This is a genomic window from Paenibacillus sanguinis 2301083 = DSM 16941, assembly GCF_000374825.1.
Classification (GTDB): domain Bacteria; phylum Bacillota; class Bacilli; order Paenibacillales; family Paenibacillaceae; genus Fontibacillus; species Fontibacillus sanguinis.
The window spans coordinates 84,953-102,649 of sequence record NZ_KB895383.1 but is presented as its reverse complement, the minus strand read 5'-3'; the positions used below and the strand labels follow the sequence as shown (position 1 = coordinate 102,649).

Annotated in this window: 18 protein-coding genes; 10 read left to right on the top strand and 8 right to left on the bottom strand. The window is 48.1% G+C overall.

Translation table 11 applies throughout. The features are described from left to right. Window positions 1–126 precede the first annotated feature (126 nt). Window positions 127–1,086: a tRNA glutamyl-Q(34) synthetase GluQRS gene (gene gluQRS, locus C557_RS0113790; RefSeq protein WP_018752463.1), complete on the top strand. Its 960-nt coding sequence runs from the start codon at window positions 127–129 to the stop codon at window positions 1,084–1,086. Between the two features lie 35 nt (window positions 1,087–1,121). Here gluQRS and C557_RS0113785 read toward each other — a convergent pair whose 3' ends face one another. Then, window positions 1,122–1,493, bottom strand: coding sequence for a DnaJ family domain-containing protein (locus C557_RS0113785; RefSeq protein WP_026263483.1), 372 nt, complete (start codon window positions 1,491–1,493; stop codon window positions 1,122–1,124). 175 nt (window positions 1,494–1,668) lie between these two features. Between C557_RS0113785 and C557_RS0113780 the strand changes: the two genes are divergently transcribed. Together C557_RS0113780 and C557_RS24215 are read left to right on the top strand one after the other, a co-directional pair. Further along, window positions 1,669–2,283 (top strand): TetR/AcrR family transcriptional regulator, encoded by a 615-nt coding sequence (locus C557_RS0113780; protein ID WP_018752461.1) that lies wholly within the window; start codon window positions 1,669–1,671, stop codon window positions 2,281–2,283. Further along, window positions 2,280–3,173: a class I SAM-dependent methyltransferase gene (locus tag C557_RS24215; RefSeq protein WP_018752460.1), complete on the top strand. Its 894-nt coding sequence runs from the start codon at window positions 2,280–2,282 to the stop codon at window positions 3,171–3,173. Before C557_RS0113780 ends, C557_RS24215 begins: the two co-directional genes overlap by 4 nt. Window positions 3,174–3,344: 171 nt before the next feature. Here the strand turns inward: C557_RS24215 and C557_RS0113770 are convergent, their stop codons facing one another. Further along, window positions 3,345–4,151, bottom strand: coding sequence for an SDR family oxidoreductase (locus C557_RS0113770; protein ID WP_018752459.1), 807 nt, complete (start codon window positions 4,149–4,151; stop codon window positions 3,345–3,347). 120 nt (window positions 4,152–4,271) lie between these two features. Further along, on the bottom strand, window positions 4,272–5,093 hold the full coding sequence (locus C557_RS0113765) for a hypothetical protein (RefSeq protein ID WP_018752458.1): 822 nt from the start codon (window positions 5,091–5,093) through the stop codon (window positions 4,272–4,274). Between the two features lie 374 nt (window positions 5,094–5,467). On the opposite strand from C557_RS0113765, the gene C557_RS0113760 reads away from it, so the two are divergent. Beyond that, entirely contained in the window at window positions 5,468–5,707 is a 240-nt protein-coding gene (locus C557_RS0113760; protein ID WP_018752457.1) for a hypothetical protein, read from the top strand. Between the two features lie 118 nt (window positions 5,708–5,825). On the opposite strand, the gene C557_RS23550 is transcribed toward C557_RS0113760, so the two are convergent. Continuing rightward, window positions 5,826–7,055, bottom strand: coding sequence for an MFS transporter (locus tag C557_RS23550; RefSeq protein WP_018752456.1), 1,230 nt, complete (start codon window positions 7,053–7,055; stop codon window positions 5,826–5,828). A 170-nt stretch (window positions 7,056–7,225) separates the two neighbouring features. On the opposite strand from C557_RS23550, the gene C557_RS0113750 reads away from it, so the two are divergent. Further along, on the top strand, window positions 7,226–8,014 hold the full coding sequence (locus tag C557_RS0113750) for an alpha/beta hydrolase (RefSeq protein WP_018752455.1): 789 nt from the start codon (window positions 7,226–7,228) through the stop codon (window positions 8,012–8,014). On the opposite strand, the gene C557_RS0113745 is transcribed toward C557_RS0113750, so the two are convergent. Next, entirely contained in the window at window positions 8,001–8,705 is a 705-nt protein-coding gene (locus tag C557_RS0113745; RefSeq protein WP_018752454.1) for an HAD family hydrolase, read from the bottom strand. The genes C557_RS0113750 and C557_RS0113745 overlap by 14 nt on opposite strands. 98 nt (window positions 8,706–8,803) lie before the next feature. Then, complete coding sequence (locus tag C557_RS0113740) at window positions 8,804–9,271, bottom strand: DUF3939 domain-containing protein (protein ID WP_018752453.1); 468 nt, start codon at window positions 9,269–9,271, stop codon at window positions 8,804–8,806. A gap of 224 nt (window positions 9,272–9,495) precedes the next feature. Between C557_RS0113740 and C557_RS0113735 the strand changes: the two genes are divergently transcribed. The 3 genes from C557_RS0113735 (at window position 9,496) to C557_RS0113725 (ending at window position 11,630) form a co-directional block, all read left to right on the top strand. Further along, on the top strand, window positions 9,496–10,488 hold the full coding sequence (locus C557_RS0113735; protein ID WP_018752452.1) for a YpdA family putative bacillithiol disulfide reductase: 993 nt from the start codon (window positions 9,496–9,498) through the stop codon (window positions 10,486–10,488). Between the two features lie 28 nt (window positions 10,489–10,516). Then, complete coding sequence (locus C557_RS0113730; protein ID WP_018752451.1) at window positions 10,517–10,969, top strand: DUF441 domain-containing protein; 453 nt, start codon at window positions 10,517–10,519, stop codon at window positions 10,967–10,969. Between the two features lie 157 nt (window positions 10,970–11,126). Beyond that, window positions 11,127–11,630, top strand: coding sequence for a hypothetical protein (locus C557_RS0113725; RefSeq protein WP_018752450.1), 504 nt, complete (start codon window positions 11,127–11,129; stop codon window positions 11,628–11,630). 125 nt (window positions 11,631–11,755) lie between these two features. Here the strand turns inward: C557_RS0113725 and C557_RS0113720 are convergent, their stop codons facing one another. Further along, a complete protein-coding gene (locus tag C557_RS0113720; protein ID WP_018752449.1) occupies window positions 11,756–12,055 on the bottom strand; it encodes a HesB/YadR/YfhF family protein in 300 nt (99 codons plus the stop codon). A 512-nt stretch (window positions 12,056–12,567) separates the two neighbouring features. Between C557_RS0113720 and C557_RS0113715 the strand changes: the two genes are divergently transcribed. Both C557_RS0113715 and C557_RS0113710 read left to right on the top strand, forming a co-directional pair. After that, entirely contained in the window at window positions 12,568–14,325 is a 1,758-nt protein-coding gene (locus C557_RS0113715) for an ABC transporter ATP-binding protein (RefSeq protein ID WP_018752448.1), read from the top strand. A gap of 3 nt (window positions 14,326–14,328) precedes the next feature. Next, window positions 14,329–16,398: an ABC transporter ATP-binding protein gene (locus C557_RS0113710; protein WP_018752447.1), complete on the top strand. Its 2,070-nt coding sequence runs from the start codon at window positions 14,329–14,331 to the stop codon at window positions 16,396–16,398. 70 nt (window positions 16,399–16,468) lie between these two features. Here C557_RS0113710 and C557_RS0113705 read toward each other — a convergent pair whose 3' ends face one another. After that, a complete protein-coding gene (locus tag C557_RS0113705) occupies window positions 16,469–17,569 on the bottom strand; it encodes a CobW family GTP-binding protein (RefSeq protein WP_018752446.1) in 1,101 nt (366 codons plus the stop codon). Window positions 17,570–17,697: the final 128 nt, after the last annotated feature.

The window sequence follows — 17,697 nt, the reverse complement described above, 5'->3', positions numbered from 1 at the left end:
ACCTGACTTTTTGAACATACACGTTCATCAAGCAAATAGCTGCAAGCCGAGGCCAAATTGCTGTATAATTATACTACTTTTATAGCACTGAACGTAGATACAATGAATGAATAAGGAAGTGAATGTATGCTGCGCGGACGATTTGCCCCTACCCCCTCCGGGGATATGCATTTGGGCAATGCCAAGATTGCCCTGCTATCCTGGCTGCAGATACGTGCTGCCGCCGGAGTATTTGTGCTGCGTATCGAGGATATTGACATCCAGCGCTCCAGGCCGCAAATTGCAGAAAATATCATGGCGGACCTGCGCTGGCTTGGTCTGGATTGGGACGAAGGCCCGGGGGCCGGGAACAGCAATGGTCCATACTGGCAAAGCCAGCGCACTCAGCTATACTGGGGAGCTCTTCATCAGCTGCAACAGGACGGCAGGCTGTACCCTTGCTTCTGCAGTCGAAGGGAGCTTCTCTCCGTTGCGAATGCCCCCCATGGCTTAGCTTCCGAAGGGATCTCTTATTCGGGTCGTTGCCGCACACTAAGTCCTGCCGAGCAACAGCAGAAAGCCAGGCTCAAGGCCCCTTCGCTACGCTTTGCGCTGAATGATGCGGCCACCTCATTTGTTGACGGCATCGCCGGACCACAGCATTTCCCGCCTGGAAGCGGGGGTGATTTCGTGGTTCGCCGTGCCGATGGATTATATTCGTACCAATTGGCCGTAACCGTCGATGATGCAGCTATGGGGATCACCCATGTGCTGAGAGGCGGAGATCTGCTCGATTCTACGCCACGTCAGCTCCAGCTATATAATGCTTTGGGACTTACACCACCAGCCTTCGCTCATGCTCCGTTAATTATGGGCGAAGATGGCCACCGTCTGGCTAAACGTCATGGTGATTTGGGCCTCTCCGCTCTCCGTTCCGCCGGAACCCGGCCCGAAGCCGTTATTGGATGGCTTGCCTACATCAGTGGGCTTGTGGAGCAGCCAGAGCCAGTCAAGGCTAGCGAATTGATCACCGGCTTCAAGCTGGAGCAAGTCTCCCACACGCCCTTTATGCTGACAGAAGCCATGATTCGACGACTTATCCCCTAACGGGCTTTCCGTAAAAAATTCATCGTTGATCATGGTTACTCCAGCCTTTGGCGGATCGCTCCTTCATATTGCTGAAATGCCGGGTTATGGTACAACCCACGTTGATCCGCCAACATATTCAAGCGTAGCTGCTGCTCAGAACGCTTACGTTGAAGGGACACCAACTCCGGCTCATCTCCGCAAGCGGCAATCAAGTCGTCAAGGCGCACCAGGTCATGGCGCAACTGAATTTCCTCGGGAACATACCCTGCATTTTTCATGACTTTATACGCCATCCGCAGTTCTTCAGGCACACCGGACAAATCTTCTATTTTCAGCGGCTTGCCTTCTCCGGGTAAATGGTCGAATTCTCCCTGCCGCATTGCTTCTGCAATCCTCTGCTCGGCCAGCCAGGACAACATCTCCATCGCCTCCATCCAATCTATATATATTTCTATCATAGCATGGCCTGGGTCCCCTGCGTCCATCCCTACATATACAAGCCTGCTTAAAACGGGAAGTGTCAATAGATGAGGGGATTGACAATGATACAAAAGAGATGCAAACTTTAATTACCAATGGTAATTAGAAAGGCGATAATTTATGAAAAAAAGCATCTCGAAACAGCAAATCATTGAAACCGCACTTGAATTGTTAAAGGACAAAAGCGACATTAGAAAAATAAATCTTCGAGAAATTGCTCGTGTTCTCGGCTGCGCTCATACGAATTTATATAATTATTTCCCCTCTTTTAATGACTTGCTTTGGGAAGCACATATGGAAATTGTGACAAAGTTTATTCAACAAATGGACTTGATTCTTGAAGGTATACAAGATCCCAAGGCCAAGCTTTATCAGTTTTATTATTTTTTGTCCGAATTTTATTTGGATAATAAAGGCTGGTTTCGTCTTGCATGGCTGGATTACATTGACGTTGCGCGACCCGATAAAGATAAAATCGCTACGGAGAAAACTGTGGAGACCATGGTTGAATGGTTAAGCGATATCTGGACTGGTATTTATTTAAATAAGCCTGATAAAAAATCTATACACCGTGTCTTACATGATGTGCATTGCTATATTATAGGCGAGGTATCAAATTATATAAATGGTAGAGGATTAATACAGGATGAAATACTGCTTAAACAACATATTGCGGAAACTTCGGTAACTTTTTTTACACTTCATTTAAGAAAGGAGTACGATGTACAGGCATGAAAGTTAGCGTGACAGAATTAGTTGATGTGGTAAATCAGCAGTTTCAACAAAGCTCATTCAAAAACTTGTTTTGTACTGTAAAAAATCAAATCCATTTTAATACAAACACGATAAAAGCACTTCGATTGCTACATGAGCAATCAGTTGAATTTACAAATGAAGAATTAGACGTTCTGCTACAAAAAATCATAAATAGATTCATTACGACATTTTATCAAACAGATCCCTATATCAATTTTAATAATGGAGATACGTTGATCATTCGACAAATCTATTTGTTGACGTTACGCGATACTGCTAAATTACCCATTGAAGAAATCGAAAAACGACATTATGAACGGATTCGTTGGTTTATAAGAAAAACAAATCCAGTCATCTACCAAATTAACTGTAACTCTAATAGTTATGCGAAGCATTTCATATCAACTGAATATTCATCAGCCTTTCAAATGAAGTTATTAAGTATGGATAGGAACATTTTAAAAGAACCGATATTGGATATTGGTTGTGGGGAACATGGATATTTGGTTGAATATTTAAGAGAACAAGGGTTGGAAGCTTATGGAATGGACCGCTCGCAGATTCATAGAGGTTACTTTATAAAAGGGAATTGGCTTGAGTTTAAATATGGAAACCACAAATGGGGAACGATTATATCCAATCTTTCTTTTACCAGTCACTTTCTTCACCATTTCTTACAACATGATGGGCTGGATATTTCCTATGCAAAAGTTTACATGGAAATTTTGAAATCACTTATCCCAGGAGGAACCTGGATTTATGCTCCGTCTATCCCTTATATGGAAAATTTGTTGCCAAACCATGAATACCTTGTTAGCCGATCATTAATAGATACTGGATTTTATAAAACAGTTATTCGCAGGTTATAGCTGATCTAGCTTTTGCCTATGAATTTCTCCACTTCCTAAGTTCAAACGTTAGAAATCCATTCTCAAAGGTGAATAAGCTTTGCTCTCGAGTTGGCTCCACCAAGCACAAAACCCCAAAAACGCCATGATACCAACGCTTTTGGGGTTGACCTTTCAGTTGGCTTCATACCCTTAAAGCAGGGATTCTGCCCCATCGATCACAACACGAGCTCCGGTGATATGAATGGATTCATCAGAGGCGAGAAAGGCAACGAGATCGGCAACATGCTCCGGCTTCCCCGGACCACCCTCCAGCGGCTGAGAGCCTTCGGGATACTCCACAGGAATAATAATATCCTCCAGTTCTTTGCTCTTCTCCGTAGACTTGTCGATATTCGTGGCGATGGCTCCCGGACTAATGGCGTTAACACGAATCCGGTAACGGGCCAGCTCCAGGGCAATCATCTTCGCAAAGGCTACCTGGCCAGCCTTGGTGGCGCTGTAGGCGGACATGCCAAAGCCCGAAAACTTGTCGTTGCCATTAATCGAGCTTGTAATGATAATGCTGCCGCCCTGCTTTTTCAGATAAGGAACCGTGTATTTGACCGTCAGGAAGGTGCCCGTCAAGTTAATGTTCAACGTCTTCTCCCATTCTTCGTAGCTCAATTCATCCACCGGTGCCAGCTTGCCGTTAATGCCTGCATTGGCAAAGACAATGTCGATCCGGTCAAATTGCTCAGCCGCTTCGGTAACGGCCTGTTCTACCCGCTGCGGATCGGAGACATCTACATCGAAAGCACGAGCAGCACCTGCGAACAAGGCATTGATCTCCTCGGCAGTCTGCTCCGTTCGCTCATCCAAGAGGTCAAATAACGCCACCTTTGCCCCTTCGCTGGCCAATTTCATGGCCGTCGCTTTGCCAATGCCAGAACCTGCCCCTGTCACAATGGCCGTTTTGCCCTCAAAGCGACCGCTGTGTCCTTCCCGTTTTCCCGTCATAATCGTCACACTCCATTCGATTCATAGGCTCTTTACAAGCATGTATCCATTGATTTCAGAATACCCATTTTCAAATGTAGTTTAACCATACGGTTGTCTGAATACTTATTCTTGACGCTTCTAAAGGTCCACAGGCTGGTACAGCCATTGCTGCAGCATCTCCTGAAATGCCTGGCTGGGCGTAGGAGTCGCAATCATCCAATCCTCTTCATGATTTGTGCTTGAACGAATAAGCCAGCTTGTATACTCGCTATTCATGAACTGGATATGCTGCCGCTCCCAGCCTTCCTGATGGAGGGTAAAGCACTGAATATCTCCATAGGCGATGCGCATCCAAATAGACCGGGCCAGCGCAATGCTGCCTTCCGCATCATCTGTAATTCGGGCGAGCCTGTCTGTCAAGGCATTCAGTTCAAGCTCTGGGGCATCTCTCAGCACGGCCTCGTATTGCTTTCTTGACATGAGCAAAGCGGGGAGTTGACCGGAGATACGCGTACTCCATTTCATTTTATCCGCGAGCTTTGCGCATATCTGCCCTGTTCCGCCACGCTCAAGGTTATATTTGCCCGAATGGTTACGAGACAAGCATTCCAGGCGCATAACGTAATCACCCGCAAAGTGACAATACTCGTCATAGCTTTGCTGGCCGCTGTGGTAGGTAAGACGGCAGCCCTTTACTGCTCGCAGCACGGCACTCACGTCCTTCATCATTCCCGGAGGCAGATTCAGTTCTTCGCCCGAAAACCCGGACACCAGGTAACCTTTGGACTCAAGCAGATCTCTGCCCTCTTGCAAAGCCTTCTCCGATAATTCCTCTAGCCCCAAAAAAGCGGAAAAAGGATGATCAGGCCAAGACTTCATTCCCAGACTCTGAACCAGGAACGCCCATTCCTTGGCTTCCAGGCTCAGCATCCGCTTGCGAGCAGAATTCGTTATCAACATCTGTCCAGCTCCTTCAGAATGACTAGTCGCTATTTAGCATTTAAACTTTATTTAGGTACTATATAACCTATTTTCGGGTATAACGTCACACTACTGATGTAAGCATTATAACATTTTCAAGTTGTATATACTCGGGAATATATCCCAAATCATTACATATTACCCATAAACACAAGTTCTTCGAGGCATAAATTTTGATAGAATTGAAACTTTTCAAATTTATGTTTCGTAATAAATCTAAACAATATTATGGAATTTCTATCCTGTTATTTGTCGCACAAACATTTATCTAAACATAAGGTTTTCTTAAGCTTTTTTTAAGATTTCTATTTTATGATCAGTAGTATGAAACCACTGTATAGAGGTGATTATTTATGAGAATTCTGATTAACTTTCAAGACAACATGGTCCCGGTTTACTTCGATGTTGACAGCAAGCAACCTGTACATCGCACATTGAGATTGCTGACCAGTGCGCTCGAATACAAGTACTACAACGGCAAACAAGCCTTAAAGAGATGCTTGAGTTCACTGATCAGTATTGAAATTGAAGGTTCTGAGGCCATATTGCACAGCAAGAGCGAATTTGACTCATTGGCTCTCTCACTTTACTAATTCGCTGTTCCCCGATAAACGTACGGAAGGCTCCTTTCCCGGCTAAATTCAGGAAGGGAGCCTTCTGTTTCCTTTTACACTTCTTTAGATTCTGGCGATTCACGACTTGATGCATTCACTATCTGAGGCCGCGAGTGCCCTGCTCCTGTTGCTTGCCATCATTCCCCGCTCCAAGCATAGGCTTGAGCTTCAAGGTTAATGCGGTAATCACAAGCAACAGGCCGTTTAATACAAACACGACAGGGATCGAAATCCAACCTCCCAGCGTTCCCCCGGCAATGGGACCAATCATGTTGCCAAGTTGACTGGCCGATTGGTTCAGGCTAAATGCCCGACCACGAAACTCGGATCGGGTGGACTGGACAATAAGTGCATTAAGCGCTGGAAAGACAGCGGCAAAAAATAAGCCATATACGAACCGCAACACCCCGAATGCCACCAGATCATGGATGAAATGCTGCATAATATTGCCCACTCCGCCTCCAATCAAGCCGATCATGAGCGTGTTGCGGTAACCGATGTGCTGACCGATTTTGCCCCAGAACGGAGCGGCGATGACAGTGGAAATGCCTACTGCCGAAAATATAATACCCGAACTGAAGGAAGCATCCGCGACCGAAGCTCCAAGATCGAGTACATACAGCGAGAGCAACGGCTCCAGCACCATCACGGATGCTGTAACAAGCAGCACGATCGACAGGTTGCCCATCAAGGGACGATTGGCCTTTGCTTCCTTGAGATCATCAAGCACATGTGAACGTTCACGATTGCGGTCAAAATTCTGTTCCTTCACAAATATCAAGGCGATTAGGGCAGAGAAAAGCACCACGCCTCCGGCAGCCAAAAATGACTCGCGAAATCCGATAAATTTAGTAAGAGAGCCTCCTACCAGCGGCCCGATAATACTTCCTGCCGCTCCTGCGGTGGACATAATTCCGAGGGAAAAGCCGACATGCTTCTCAGGCGTATTTGTGGCCACCAATGCAATGGCCGAAGGGACGTAACCAGCCAGCAATCCCGAGAGGATACGCACAGCAATAAGCTGATAGGGGTCCTGTACAAAGGAGTTCAAAATATATACTCCACATAAAGCAAAGCCTGAGCGCAGCAGCATAGGCTTGCGGCCATACTTGTCCGAAAGCGATCCCCAATAGGGAGAGATCAAGGCTCCTGCCAAAAAAGTAATACCGAAAGCAAAGCCTGACAAGAAAGTCAGGTGCTCTGTAACTCCTAGATCATGGGCAATAAATAAAGACATAAACGGTATGACCATGGAATAAGCGGTGCTGCAAAAGAAAACACCAGCCCAAAGCACGTACAGATTTCTTTTCCAGGGGAAATCATTCATTTGATCCACCCCCAGCGTTGTTACTTCGATACCCTGGAACAAATCCGATAAATTGATTTTAGCACGAATTGCCTGCAAACGATCTGAAATATTTAGAATTACCAACCGTATCGAGTATAATTAAACTAAGTTGATTTTGAAAACGAATACATGATAAAGGAGCATACCAGATGGCATTATTTCAAACTCGTTTTTTCTCGGAAGCTTTAGGGCTCAGCACCTCAATGACGGTGATACTGCCGCAGTCTGCCAAATCACAAATTGGCATGGAGACCCCGGAAATATCCGGACCTTACCCCACCCTGTATTTGCTGCATGGCCTGTCGGATGATGATTCGATATGGCTGCGGCGCACCTCTATTGAACGCTACGTTGCAGAGCTTGGCCTTGCTGTCGTGATGCCCCAGGTAGATCGTAGCTTTTATACAGATATGGCCTACGGCAACCGCTATTGGACATTTATTAGCGAGGAGCTCCCCCGGTTATGCCGCTCCTTCTTCCCACTGTCCCGGCGGCGCGAGGATACATTTGTCGCCGGGCTGTCTATGGGGGGCTATGGCGCCTTCAAGCTGGCACTGCGCAAGCCGGAAATGTTCGCCGCCGCAGCCAGCTTGTCCGGCGCACTCGATATTGCAAGTAGTGCCCAACACGCGGAAGAGCTGTCTTCCTTATTCCTGAGCATATTTGGCGAATCCGGGCCAAAGGGCACAGAAAATGATCTGCTGACGTTGCTTGAGCCCTTTGCTGAAAAAGCCCGGCAGGGCTTAGCCATGCCTGCGCTCTATCAGTGCTGCGGCACAGAGGATTTCCTCTACCAGGATAATCAGACCTTCCGCGAGGCCTGCAACCGCCTGAATATTCCGCTAACCTATGAGGAAGGACCTGGCGCCCACGAATGGAGTTATTGGGATACGCGAATTCAGGACGTATTGAACTGGCTTCCGCTTAGGATTTCTTGACACCTCCCGCCTCAAATTGGGGAAGCAATCCTGGAACCTCGTCCAACTCCATAATCGTTCTCCAGGGCTTCCCCATTGTCAGCTTTTCATCCCATTCATGTTTTCTGCGCAGCCAAATTCCTTGTATTCCTACCTGAGCAGCTCCCCAAATATCGTTGCGTGGATGATCGCCAACAATAATACATTGATTCGAGCCCACACCAAGACGTTCCAAGGCCAATCTGTAAATTTGCGGATCGGGCTTACTCAGTCCAACTTCTCCCGAGATGACAATTTCATCGAAATAGTCAGGCAAGTGAAGCAAATCAATCTTTCGATGCTGCAACTGGCTATGGCCATTTGTAATGATCCCTAGCCGAAGCCCCATGTTGCGACAGGCTTGCAGCGTGTCGATCGCATGATCCATCACCTTGGCATGTGTCATGTAATACTGATTATAATAACGCTGAAGCTCCTCCAGCGAGGGTTTTTGTTGCCAAGGTAAAATATCGATCAGTTCAAGGAAAAATCCTTCCTTCTCTCTGTAACCATCCGCGTCACGCACAATAATCTCCGCAACAAGCTTGTCCGCATCGTCTTTCTCCATGGGCACCAGGCATTCCCGCACCAATTGCCAGGTAAAGCTGAGAAATGTATTATCCCGGTCCATTAACGTATTATCAAGATCAAATAAAACAGCTTTTAACAGCAACCCTCTTCCCCACTTTCCCAAGATGTCTCTCTCTATTGTAAATCAGCCTGTCAAATAAAAAAGCGCAAACGCGAAGGTTCTTCGGTTTGCGCCCGACTTTATATGACTTGCTTGGGACGGTGGGTGAGCATCAATTCCTGTTCCGTAACATACAAGGCGAACGGCGGAAGCTCCTTCAGATAATGTTCCCTCATCAGCATCTTGACATCCACTTCAAAGTCCGGAGACTGCTCCAGCACGGGCAGCTTGCCATGTTCTTCCACGTAGCTGTCCAAGGCTCCCTGAACCATATCCAGATAATAAGGAATTTCCCGTTCCTCTTCGGTAAAAATTTCATAGGTTTCTCTTGACAAGTAAAAGCGTTGATCCGTCATTCCGCCTAGATATCGCGACAGCCGCTTCATATCCAGGCTTCCATCCGGAAGCAGTAAGGATAACCGGTTTATACCTTCGGGCATCTCTGCTTCATAACGAAGCACGGCTCGTCTGACCTCATCCAGGGACACTTCCATCGCTACAGGGACTTCGGCACGAGCGGGTTTTCGTCTTTTAAACCATGACAGCATGTTCGGCACCTCCTCAATCCATTACTTCAATTTTGAGGTATACGCTTACAATATTAGTTTACTCAAAAAATCTGAATTTGAACCTTGAAAACGATAGATGTCATAGGATTGACACATTCTTCACATTAGGGTAATTCAGCTCATGTCTAGCTATTCCCCGGCATTTGCGGTAGGATGTAATTGTTTTGAAAAGGTTTGAAACCTATGTAAATCAGGAGGTCCCTATGCTGGATGTTATTGTTATCGGTGCCGGTCCGTGCGGATTATCCGCGGCCATTGAATGCCGCAGACGCGAGCTGCAAGTGCTCGTACTGGAGAAGCATTGCCTTGTTCACTCCATTTACTCTTACCCTACTTATATGCAATTTTTCAGTACTGCTGAACTGCTGGAAATCGGCGATGTTCCCTTTGCCTCCCCTAATGACAAGCCATTTCGTCATGAGGCGCTTTCTTACTACCGGAGGGTAAGTGAACACTATCAGTTGCCCATCTCTGCTTATGAGGAAGCAACCGCCATTCATCGGCAACAGGATGGAAGCTTTATCGTTCATTCGCTTAAGCGTAACGGCGAGCAAGCAGAGTATGCTGGACGCCACGTTATTCTCTCAACAGGATACTTTGATCACCCCAATATTTTGGGCATTCCGGGAGAAGATAAAGATAAGGTGTCGCATTATTTTCAGGAGGCTCATCCCTATACGGGAATGAAGGTCACGATTATTGGAGGCAGCAATTCCGCAGTGGATGCCGCTTTGGAGTTAATTCGGGTAGATGCCAAGGTAACCGTCGTTTATCGCGGGGGCGATCTGTCGGGTAATATCAAGCCCTGGGTTCGTCCTCTGTTTGAAAGCGCGGTAAGTAAGGGAAACATCGATTTACGCCTGAATTCACGGGTCATCGAGATTCACCCCGGTCACGTCGTGATCGAATCGGGAATAGATGGCGGAACCACCGAGCACGCCAATGATTTTGTGTTGGCATTAACCGGATTCCGTCCTGATCGCAAGCTGCTCTTCTCGGCTGGTGTCGAGATGGCTGGCGACATGGAGAAACCGGTATTTAACCCCGATACGATGGAGACCAATGTGCCTGGATTGTATGTCGCAGGGGTTATTGCCTCAGGTCGCAATGCTAACGAGGTATTTATTGAGACCGGTCGCGGCCACGGACGTTTGATTGCCGAACATTTAATCTCGGCATTTCCATCCAACAGCTAGTGCCCAAGTTGGCACGGGAGGTAAACGCATGAATCAAGTTGATATCACATCCCTATTGCTGCTGCTCCTTGCTGCATTGGGGATATTCAGCAGCAATATGCCCATTACCATAGCGATGATTGTATTGTTGCTGCTCAGAGTGCTGCATTTGAACTACGCCTTCCCCTGGCTGGAGAAGTACGGTCTCACCCTGGGGATTATCATTCTGACCATCGGCGTCATGACACCGGTTGCCAGTGGGCGCATCTCGCTTCAAACGTTGTGGGGCTCCTTCTTCCACTGGCAGTCGTTAGCGGCCATTGCCGTCGGTATGCTGGTGGCTTGGCTGGGTGGTCGCGGGGCTGCTCTAATGAGTAATCAGCCGACCATCGTAGCCGGGCTATTAGTTGGAACGGTGCTGGGGGTTGCATTTTTTCGAGGCGTTCCGGTCGGCCCGCTGATTGCTGCGGGAATCCTGTCCCTCATGGTCGGGAAGCTGTAACGAATTTTGCATTAACGCGGATTTTCATGGCTTTGGCTTTTCATGGCTTTGGCTGAATTCACCCTTTGGTTGTGGTATACTCCTTAGTAAATCAATTGTTGCTGTCCCATGGGTTCCCATGGGCATCCCGAGCTGCACGTCGTTTAGGAGGATGACCATGTCACGCCGATTTGTCATTGAAGCGGTGATGGTAGCGATATACGGAGAATTGCTGGTGCCCCAGGTGCCGGTTGAATATATTGTCCCCTACACCACTGTAATGGAGCTTTATGAATTTAAAGATAGTCCGGAGCCGCTGATGAGCGATCCCGTCGACGATATGCATGTGAAGCAGAAAATTTCCGAACTGATAGCTTATCTGGAAGAGCCGCTGAACCGCAAGAAGCTTGAGCGGTCTTTAGCGGTGCCTTGGTCCAAGAGCCCTTCGATCCTGTTCGGTGATCTTGTATCCTGGACCGTGATTAATGCCTTGGATAATGAGCAATACGGCGAATTTCTTGATCCCATCGAGACCGAGGTCGTGTTGACCGCCGAGCGAGAGCACGTGCCCGTTCTGACCGACCAACTAGAGCTCATTCGCCGGATTATCGAAGCAGAAGTGCCGGTTCAGGTATTTGATATCGGCGATTTCGAATACGCTATGGAAGACGGTATCATTTAATCCCAGGTTTTGCAGCCCGGGAGTCCCATAGAGTCCATAAACACAAAGAAAAGAACCTTGATCCACTGTGAAGTGGAGTTTCAGGTTCTTTTCCTGATTCATGCCTTACCCTGCCCTGGTTATGCTTAATGAGTATTCGCTGCCTCATATTGGTATTCAATATCGCCCAGACCTTGGTCATATAAAACATTCAGATGGTAGCCATCCAGGTACCACATATCCTGATCCTCCATGTAGAAGGTGATTCCCTCAACCTTGGAAGCCATGCCCGGCGATATCGGTTGGTCTACGTCGATCCCCAGCGAGAATCCCGGATGCAGCTTGCCTCCTGCACTATAGCGTGCAAAGAAACGTACGGCTTGCCCTGCCTGAAGACCTAATTCCTGCTTGAACCATTCGGCAGCTTCATGTGTCACATTGATCATCAGATGCTCCACCTCCTCGTTTACCATCTATTGTAGACCAAACCGGCAGCGATTGCCAAATAATTATAGACTGCAACGGGAAAACTAGCCTAATTCTATAAAATACCGTTGACACCTTCAGCAGACCGGTGCTAAAATCGGGAGCATACGAGATTTCATTTCAAGTAATTACCAAAATTCAAAAAAATTCTAAGAAAGGGTGAGCGAAGGTGTTCAAAATTAAGTTGGTTCCTAGTCCATATCAGATGCAATACACACAACTAAATACCGGAGCAACCCCTGTAGGTTTGAATCGCATTTAGCGCTAGCCCCTCCCTTACGTGTTCATTACGCTAGGGGAATAACAATTTGCGGCGTTGCTTCTTTAGCAAGTAACGGACGCGATACATGTGAAGGCTTTAAGGCATATCGTTTTCCAAACGATATGCCTTTTTTGCGACTTTTTGTTCGGTTATGTAAGCTACAGAGGTTTTTTCGGCAATCTCATTGAACGATTTAAAGGAGGGAACTCCATGTTCTCGGTACTAAAAAATTTAGGCTGGTTCTTCCGGCAAGAGAAAAGGCGTTATACTATCGGCCTGGTTCTACTCATCTTAGTTGGCGTTGCTGAACTGGCTCCACCACGACTGCTGGGCAGCGCGATTGATGAGATCGTAGCTGGCACAATCACCTGGGCTTCATTGATCCGCTATATTTTACTCATCATTGTCGTACTAATGTTGATTTATTACGTTACGTACATATGGATGCATTCCCTCTACGGCGGGTCCAACCTGGTCGAGCGACTGCTGCGCACCCGCTTTATGAACCATTTGTTGCGGATGACGCCGCCGTTTTTTGAACGAACCCGGACTGGCGACCTGATGGCTCGGGCAACAAACGATTTGCGTTCTGTAGCACAAACAGCTGGCTTCGGAATGCTGACGCTGTCTGATTCCACCGCTTATCTGGCAACCATCTTCATTGCAATGAGTACGCTGATTAGCTGGAAGCTAACGCTTGCCGCTGTTATCCCCCTCCCCTTTATCGCGCTGGCGATGAAAATTTACGGGAAGATTATCCACGAGCGTTTTACGCTGGCTCAGGATGCCTTTGGGGATATGAACGATCAGGTGCTTGAATCTGTAGCAGGTGTCCGCGTCATTCGCGCTTATGTACAGGAACGCCATGATGAACAACGTTTTGAAGATATTACCAATGATGTCTATCAGAAGAATCTGGCCGTAGCCAGGGTGGATGCCTACTTTGAGCCTACCATCCGGCTTTGCGTTGGCATGAGCTATGCCATCGGATTGACCTACGGTATTTATCTTGTCTTTCATAATGAATTAACCTTGGGTGATCTCGTATCTTTTAACATGTACCTTGGAATGATGATTTGGCCGATGTTCGCCATCGGTGAGCTGATTAATATCATGCAACGTGGCAGCGCTTCGCTGGATCGGGTAAACGAGACGCTGAACGTCAAGCCTGACGTCGCGGATGATGCCCATCCCGTAGCCGTCTCCAAGCCGGAATCTATCCAATTCTCCGACGTGACGTTCCGCTACCCAACATCGACCATCAATAACCTGGAGCATATCAACCTGACCATTCATCGCGGCCAGACGCTTGGTATTGTTGGCCGGACTGGAAGCGGGAAGTCCACCCTGCTTAAGCAGCTGCTGCATGAATACCCGCTTGGCAGCGGCGAAATATCTATTTCCGGCGTGCCGATTCAAAAGATCGCGCTGGAACGCTTGCATAGCTGGGTAGGCTACGTTCCGCAAGAACAAATCCTGTTCTCCAAGACGGTACGCCAGAACATTCAGTTTGGGCTCAAGGATGCTTCCGACGAGGTCATTCTCGAAGCGATTCGCACAGCGGCCTTCGACCAGGATCTGGGTACGTTGTCCGATGGACTGGATACACTAGTCGGTGAGAAAGGCGTAGCCCTTTCCGGCGGACAGAAGCAGCGCGTATCCCTGGCTCGTGCCTTCATTGCGGATCCAGACATCCTGATCCTCGATGATGCGCTCTCGGCGGTTGACGCCCGCACCGAGGCCAGAATCATTCAGAATATTCGCGACCAGCGTTCAGGCAAAACTACGCTGATCTCCACTCACCGGCTGTCTGCCATCGAGCATGCCGATTGGATTATCGTGCTTGAGCAAGGTCATATTATCGAGCAAGGTACCCATGAATCGCTGCTTGCCCAAGGTGGCTGGTATCGGGAACAATACGAACGTCAGCAGGTGGAATCCCACCTGACGGACGTGGAGGTGTCTTAAGCTATGCATGCTCATACGGGAAAAGCATTATTCAAATATGCCTTAACGGCAAAAAACACTTTTATTCTGGCTCTTGTCATGCTGGCGATCGGTGTAGCTGCAGAACTCGCCGGTCCCTTCCTGGCCCGCGCCATGATCGATGACCATATGCTGGCGATTGAACGGCCATTTTTTGAAACGTCCGCACAAGACGCAAGCACGGTAAATTATGATGGACGAAGCTTTAAGAGAGGCGACCGTTTTGCAGTGAATGAAGCCAAGGGCAGCGAAGCCCGCGTGCTCCAGGTCGGCAAGAGCTTCGTCTTTGTGGATGCTTCTGTTCCTGATATCTCCGGCAATAGGAGCTATCAGGACGGCGTTCTTACCCTAACGCAGCAGGATGGCACAAGCACTGCTTATGCGGCAGAGAAGCTAAGTGCAACTGAGCTATTTTCCTTTTACAAGCCGGAGGTGCCTGGAATTATCTCACTGGTGGGATGGTATCTGGTATTCCTGGCAATCTCGATTGTGACGGAATTTGGCAAAACCTACTGGCTGCAGTCCTCGGCGAACAAAGTTATCAAGAAGCTGCGCATGGATGTATACGCCCATATTCAGCGTCTGCCGGTGCACTTCTTCGATAATCTGCCGGCAGGCAAGGTCGTCTCTCGTGTCACTAATGATACGGAGGCAGTTAAAGATTTGTTCATCGTCGTACTGGCCAACTTCTTCTCCGGCATCATCAATATGCTGGGCGTTTACGTTGCCCTGTTCATTTTGGACGTTCAGTTGGGCTTGATCTGTCTGTTTGTTGTACCGATGATTTATTTATGGATCGTGCTTTATCGCAAATTCGCTACAAAATACAATACAGTTATTCGCTCACGCCTTAGTGAGATCAATGCCATCATTAACGAGTCCATTCAGGGCATGTCGATTATCCGGATATTCCGTCGCGAAGCGCAAACGAAGGAAGAATTCGAGAATTTGAATGAGGATTATATGAAGCATCAGAACAAGATGCTCAACCTCAACGCCTTCACCTCGCATAACCTGGTGAACGTGATTCGTAATCTAGCCTTCGCCGCAGTACTATGGTATTTCGGCTCTGCACAGCTTAATGGTGCCGGAATCCTCTCACTCGGTGTGCTGTATGCCTTCGTCGACGTATTGGGGCGGCTGTTTCAGCCCATCACTGGAATGGTCAATCAATTGGCCATACTCGACTCCTCCATGGTATCCGCCGGTCGGGTATTCAAGCTTATGGATGAGCCTGGAGAACCGGTGGTAGACGGCTCAATGCCACGCTACAAGGGAGATGTAGCGTTCAAAGATGTATCCTTTGCTTACAAAAAGGATTATGTGCTCAAAAATATCTCCTTCGAGGCCAAGCAAGGCCAGACAGTTGCTTTAGTAGGGCATACCGGTTCAGGCAAGAGCTCCATCATCAACCTGCTGTTTCGCTTCTACGATCCACAGCAAGGCACAATCACCATTGATGGCCAGCCTGTCAAGGATTTGCCGAAGCAGTGGATTCGCGAACATATGGGCATCGTGCTCCAGGACCCTTATCTCTTCACCGGTACGATTCTGTCTAATGTTACTCTAGGGGATGAGCGAATCTCCAGAGAAGCTGCTCAGCAAGCGCTGATCGACGTTGGCGCCGACCGGATTCTGGCTCACTTGCCCAAGGGTATTGATGAACCCGTAGTAGAGAAAGGAAGCACCCTGTCTGCCGGCGAACGTCAGCTTATCTCTTTCGCTCGGGCCTTGGCCTTTGACCCTGCCATTCTTATTCTTGACGAGGCGACAGCCAATATCGATACAGAGACAGAGAGCTTGATTCAGTCGGCGCTTGAGGTATTGAAGCGGGGACGGACCACATTCATCATTGCTCACCGCCTCTCCACCATTCGCAATGCCGATCAAATTCTGGTCTTGCATCGTGGTGAAATTGTTGAGCGCGGCAACCACGAGGAACTGTTGGCCTTGGGTGGACGCTATTATCAAATGTATAAGCTGCAAGCAGGTGCCGCTGAGGCCCCAACCATACAAGCTCCTCCCATAGCTTCGGTTGCAGTTAACCCAAGCTAATCAAAAAGCCTACAAGCAAAGAAGAAGCCGCTTGGGATTATCCCGTGAGCGGCTTCTTCTTATGCTTGGTTTAGGCAAGATCGCGTTGCTTCTGCTCCATTTCCTCCAGGCGCTGGGCAATCCGGCTCCGGTCAAAATGCTCACCGATGAATACAGCTACATCAGGTACGTCCTTTTGTGGCGTAACCTTAAGATAATCGGATTCCCGATAGGCATATTGGAACAGGAATCGGCTGCTGGTATCAGAGAAGCGCAAAATCCCCTTCCCGCGATAAACCTCGCGAGGCAGCTCGGCGATAAAACGCTCAAACTCAGTGCTATCTATCGGACCGTGAAAATAATGAGTATACACCGTCACATGCTCATGGGAAGCATGTGCGTGATTAGGCTCATGATGGCCACCGCTATGATGGTGTTTATGACGCTCATCATCATGATGGTGATGATGTTCATGATCTTGGCAGCCAGAGTGGCACACATGAGGCTCTTCTTCTTGGTGGGCTTGCTTCTCCTGAGGTGATTCCCCATGTACCGCTGCTGTCTCCCCCATCAATGACGATCTTGCTCCATCTCCTTCAAGCAAACCTGCCACATCAACTTCACACTTAACTGCCGGAATAATGCGAGCAAATGAATTCGTATGTTGTAGAAACTCTGTTAATTCCTGTTGCCGCTCTACATCGATCAGATCCAGCTTATTGAGGACCAATACCGAACCACAGCGGATTTGCTCTATCATCAGACGATAGGTTTTACCTTGCTGGGAGGCATGAAGATCGGCTAAATGCAAAGCATCAACCACCGTAATCATTGGCTTGAGATCAAGCTTCATATATAAGGATACCTCGGTAACGGCATCGAAGATCTCCAGCGGATTCCCTGCCCCGGTCGCTTCAATCACGATCAAATCAGGATGCTCCTGTTCTATTAGCTCGGCAAGCTGTATGCTTAAGTCACCACGGATCGTGCAGCAAATGCAGCCTCCCAGCATTTCAGCCATAGGTACCTCGGTAGATACCAGCAACCCGTCCAGGTTCACATCCCCAATCTCGTTCATGACGATGGCCGGTCGTAATCCCTGCCCCTGCCAATGTGTGATCAGGCGCTGCAGCAACGTAGTTTTGCCGCTCCCCAAAAATCCGGACAATATGTAAACAGGCGTCATTCGCATCCTATCTCATCCCCTTAATGGAAATAGCATATGAATGCGAGTTTACACCAAGCGGCCCCGTCGTGCAACCCTTGTTTTCTCCGTATTTCTCTGCTTTGTCCAGGCATGCACCTAACCCTATATGCCGT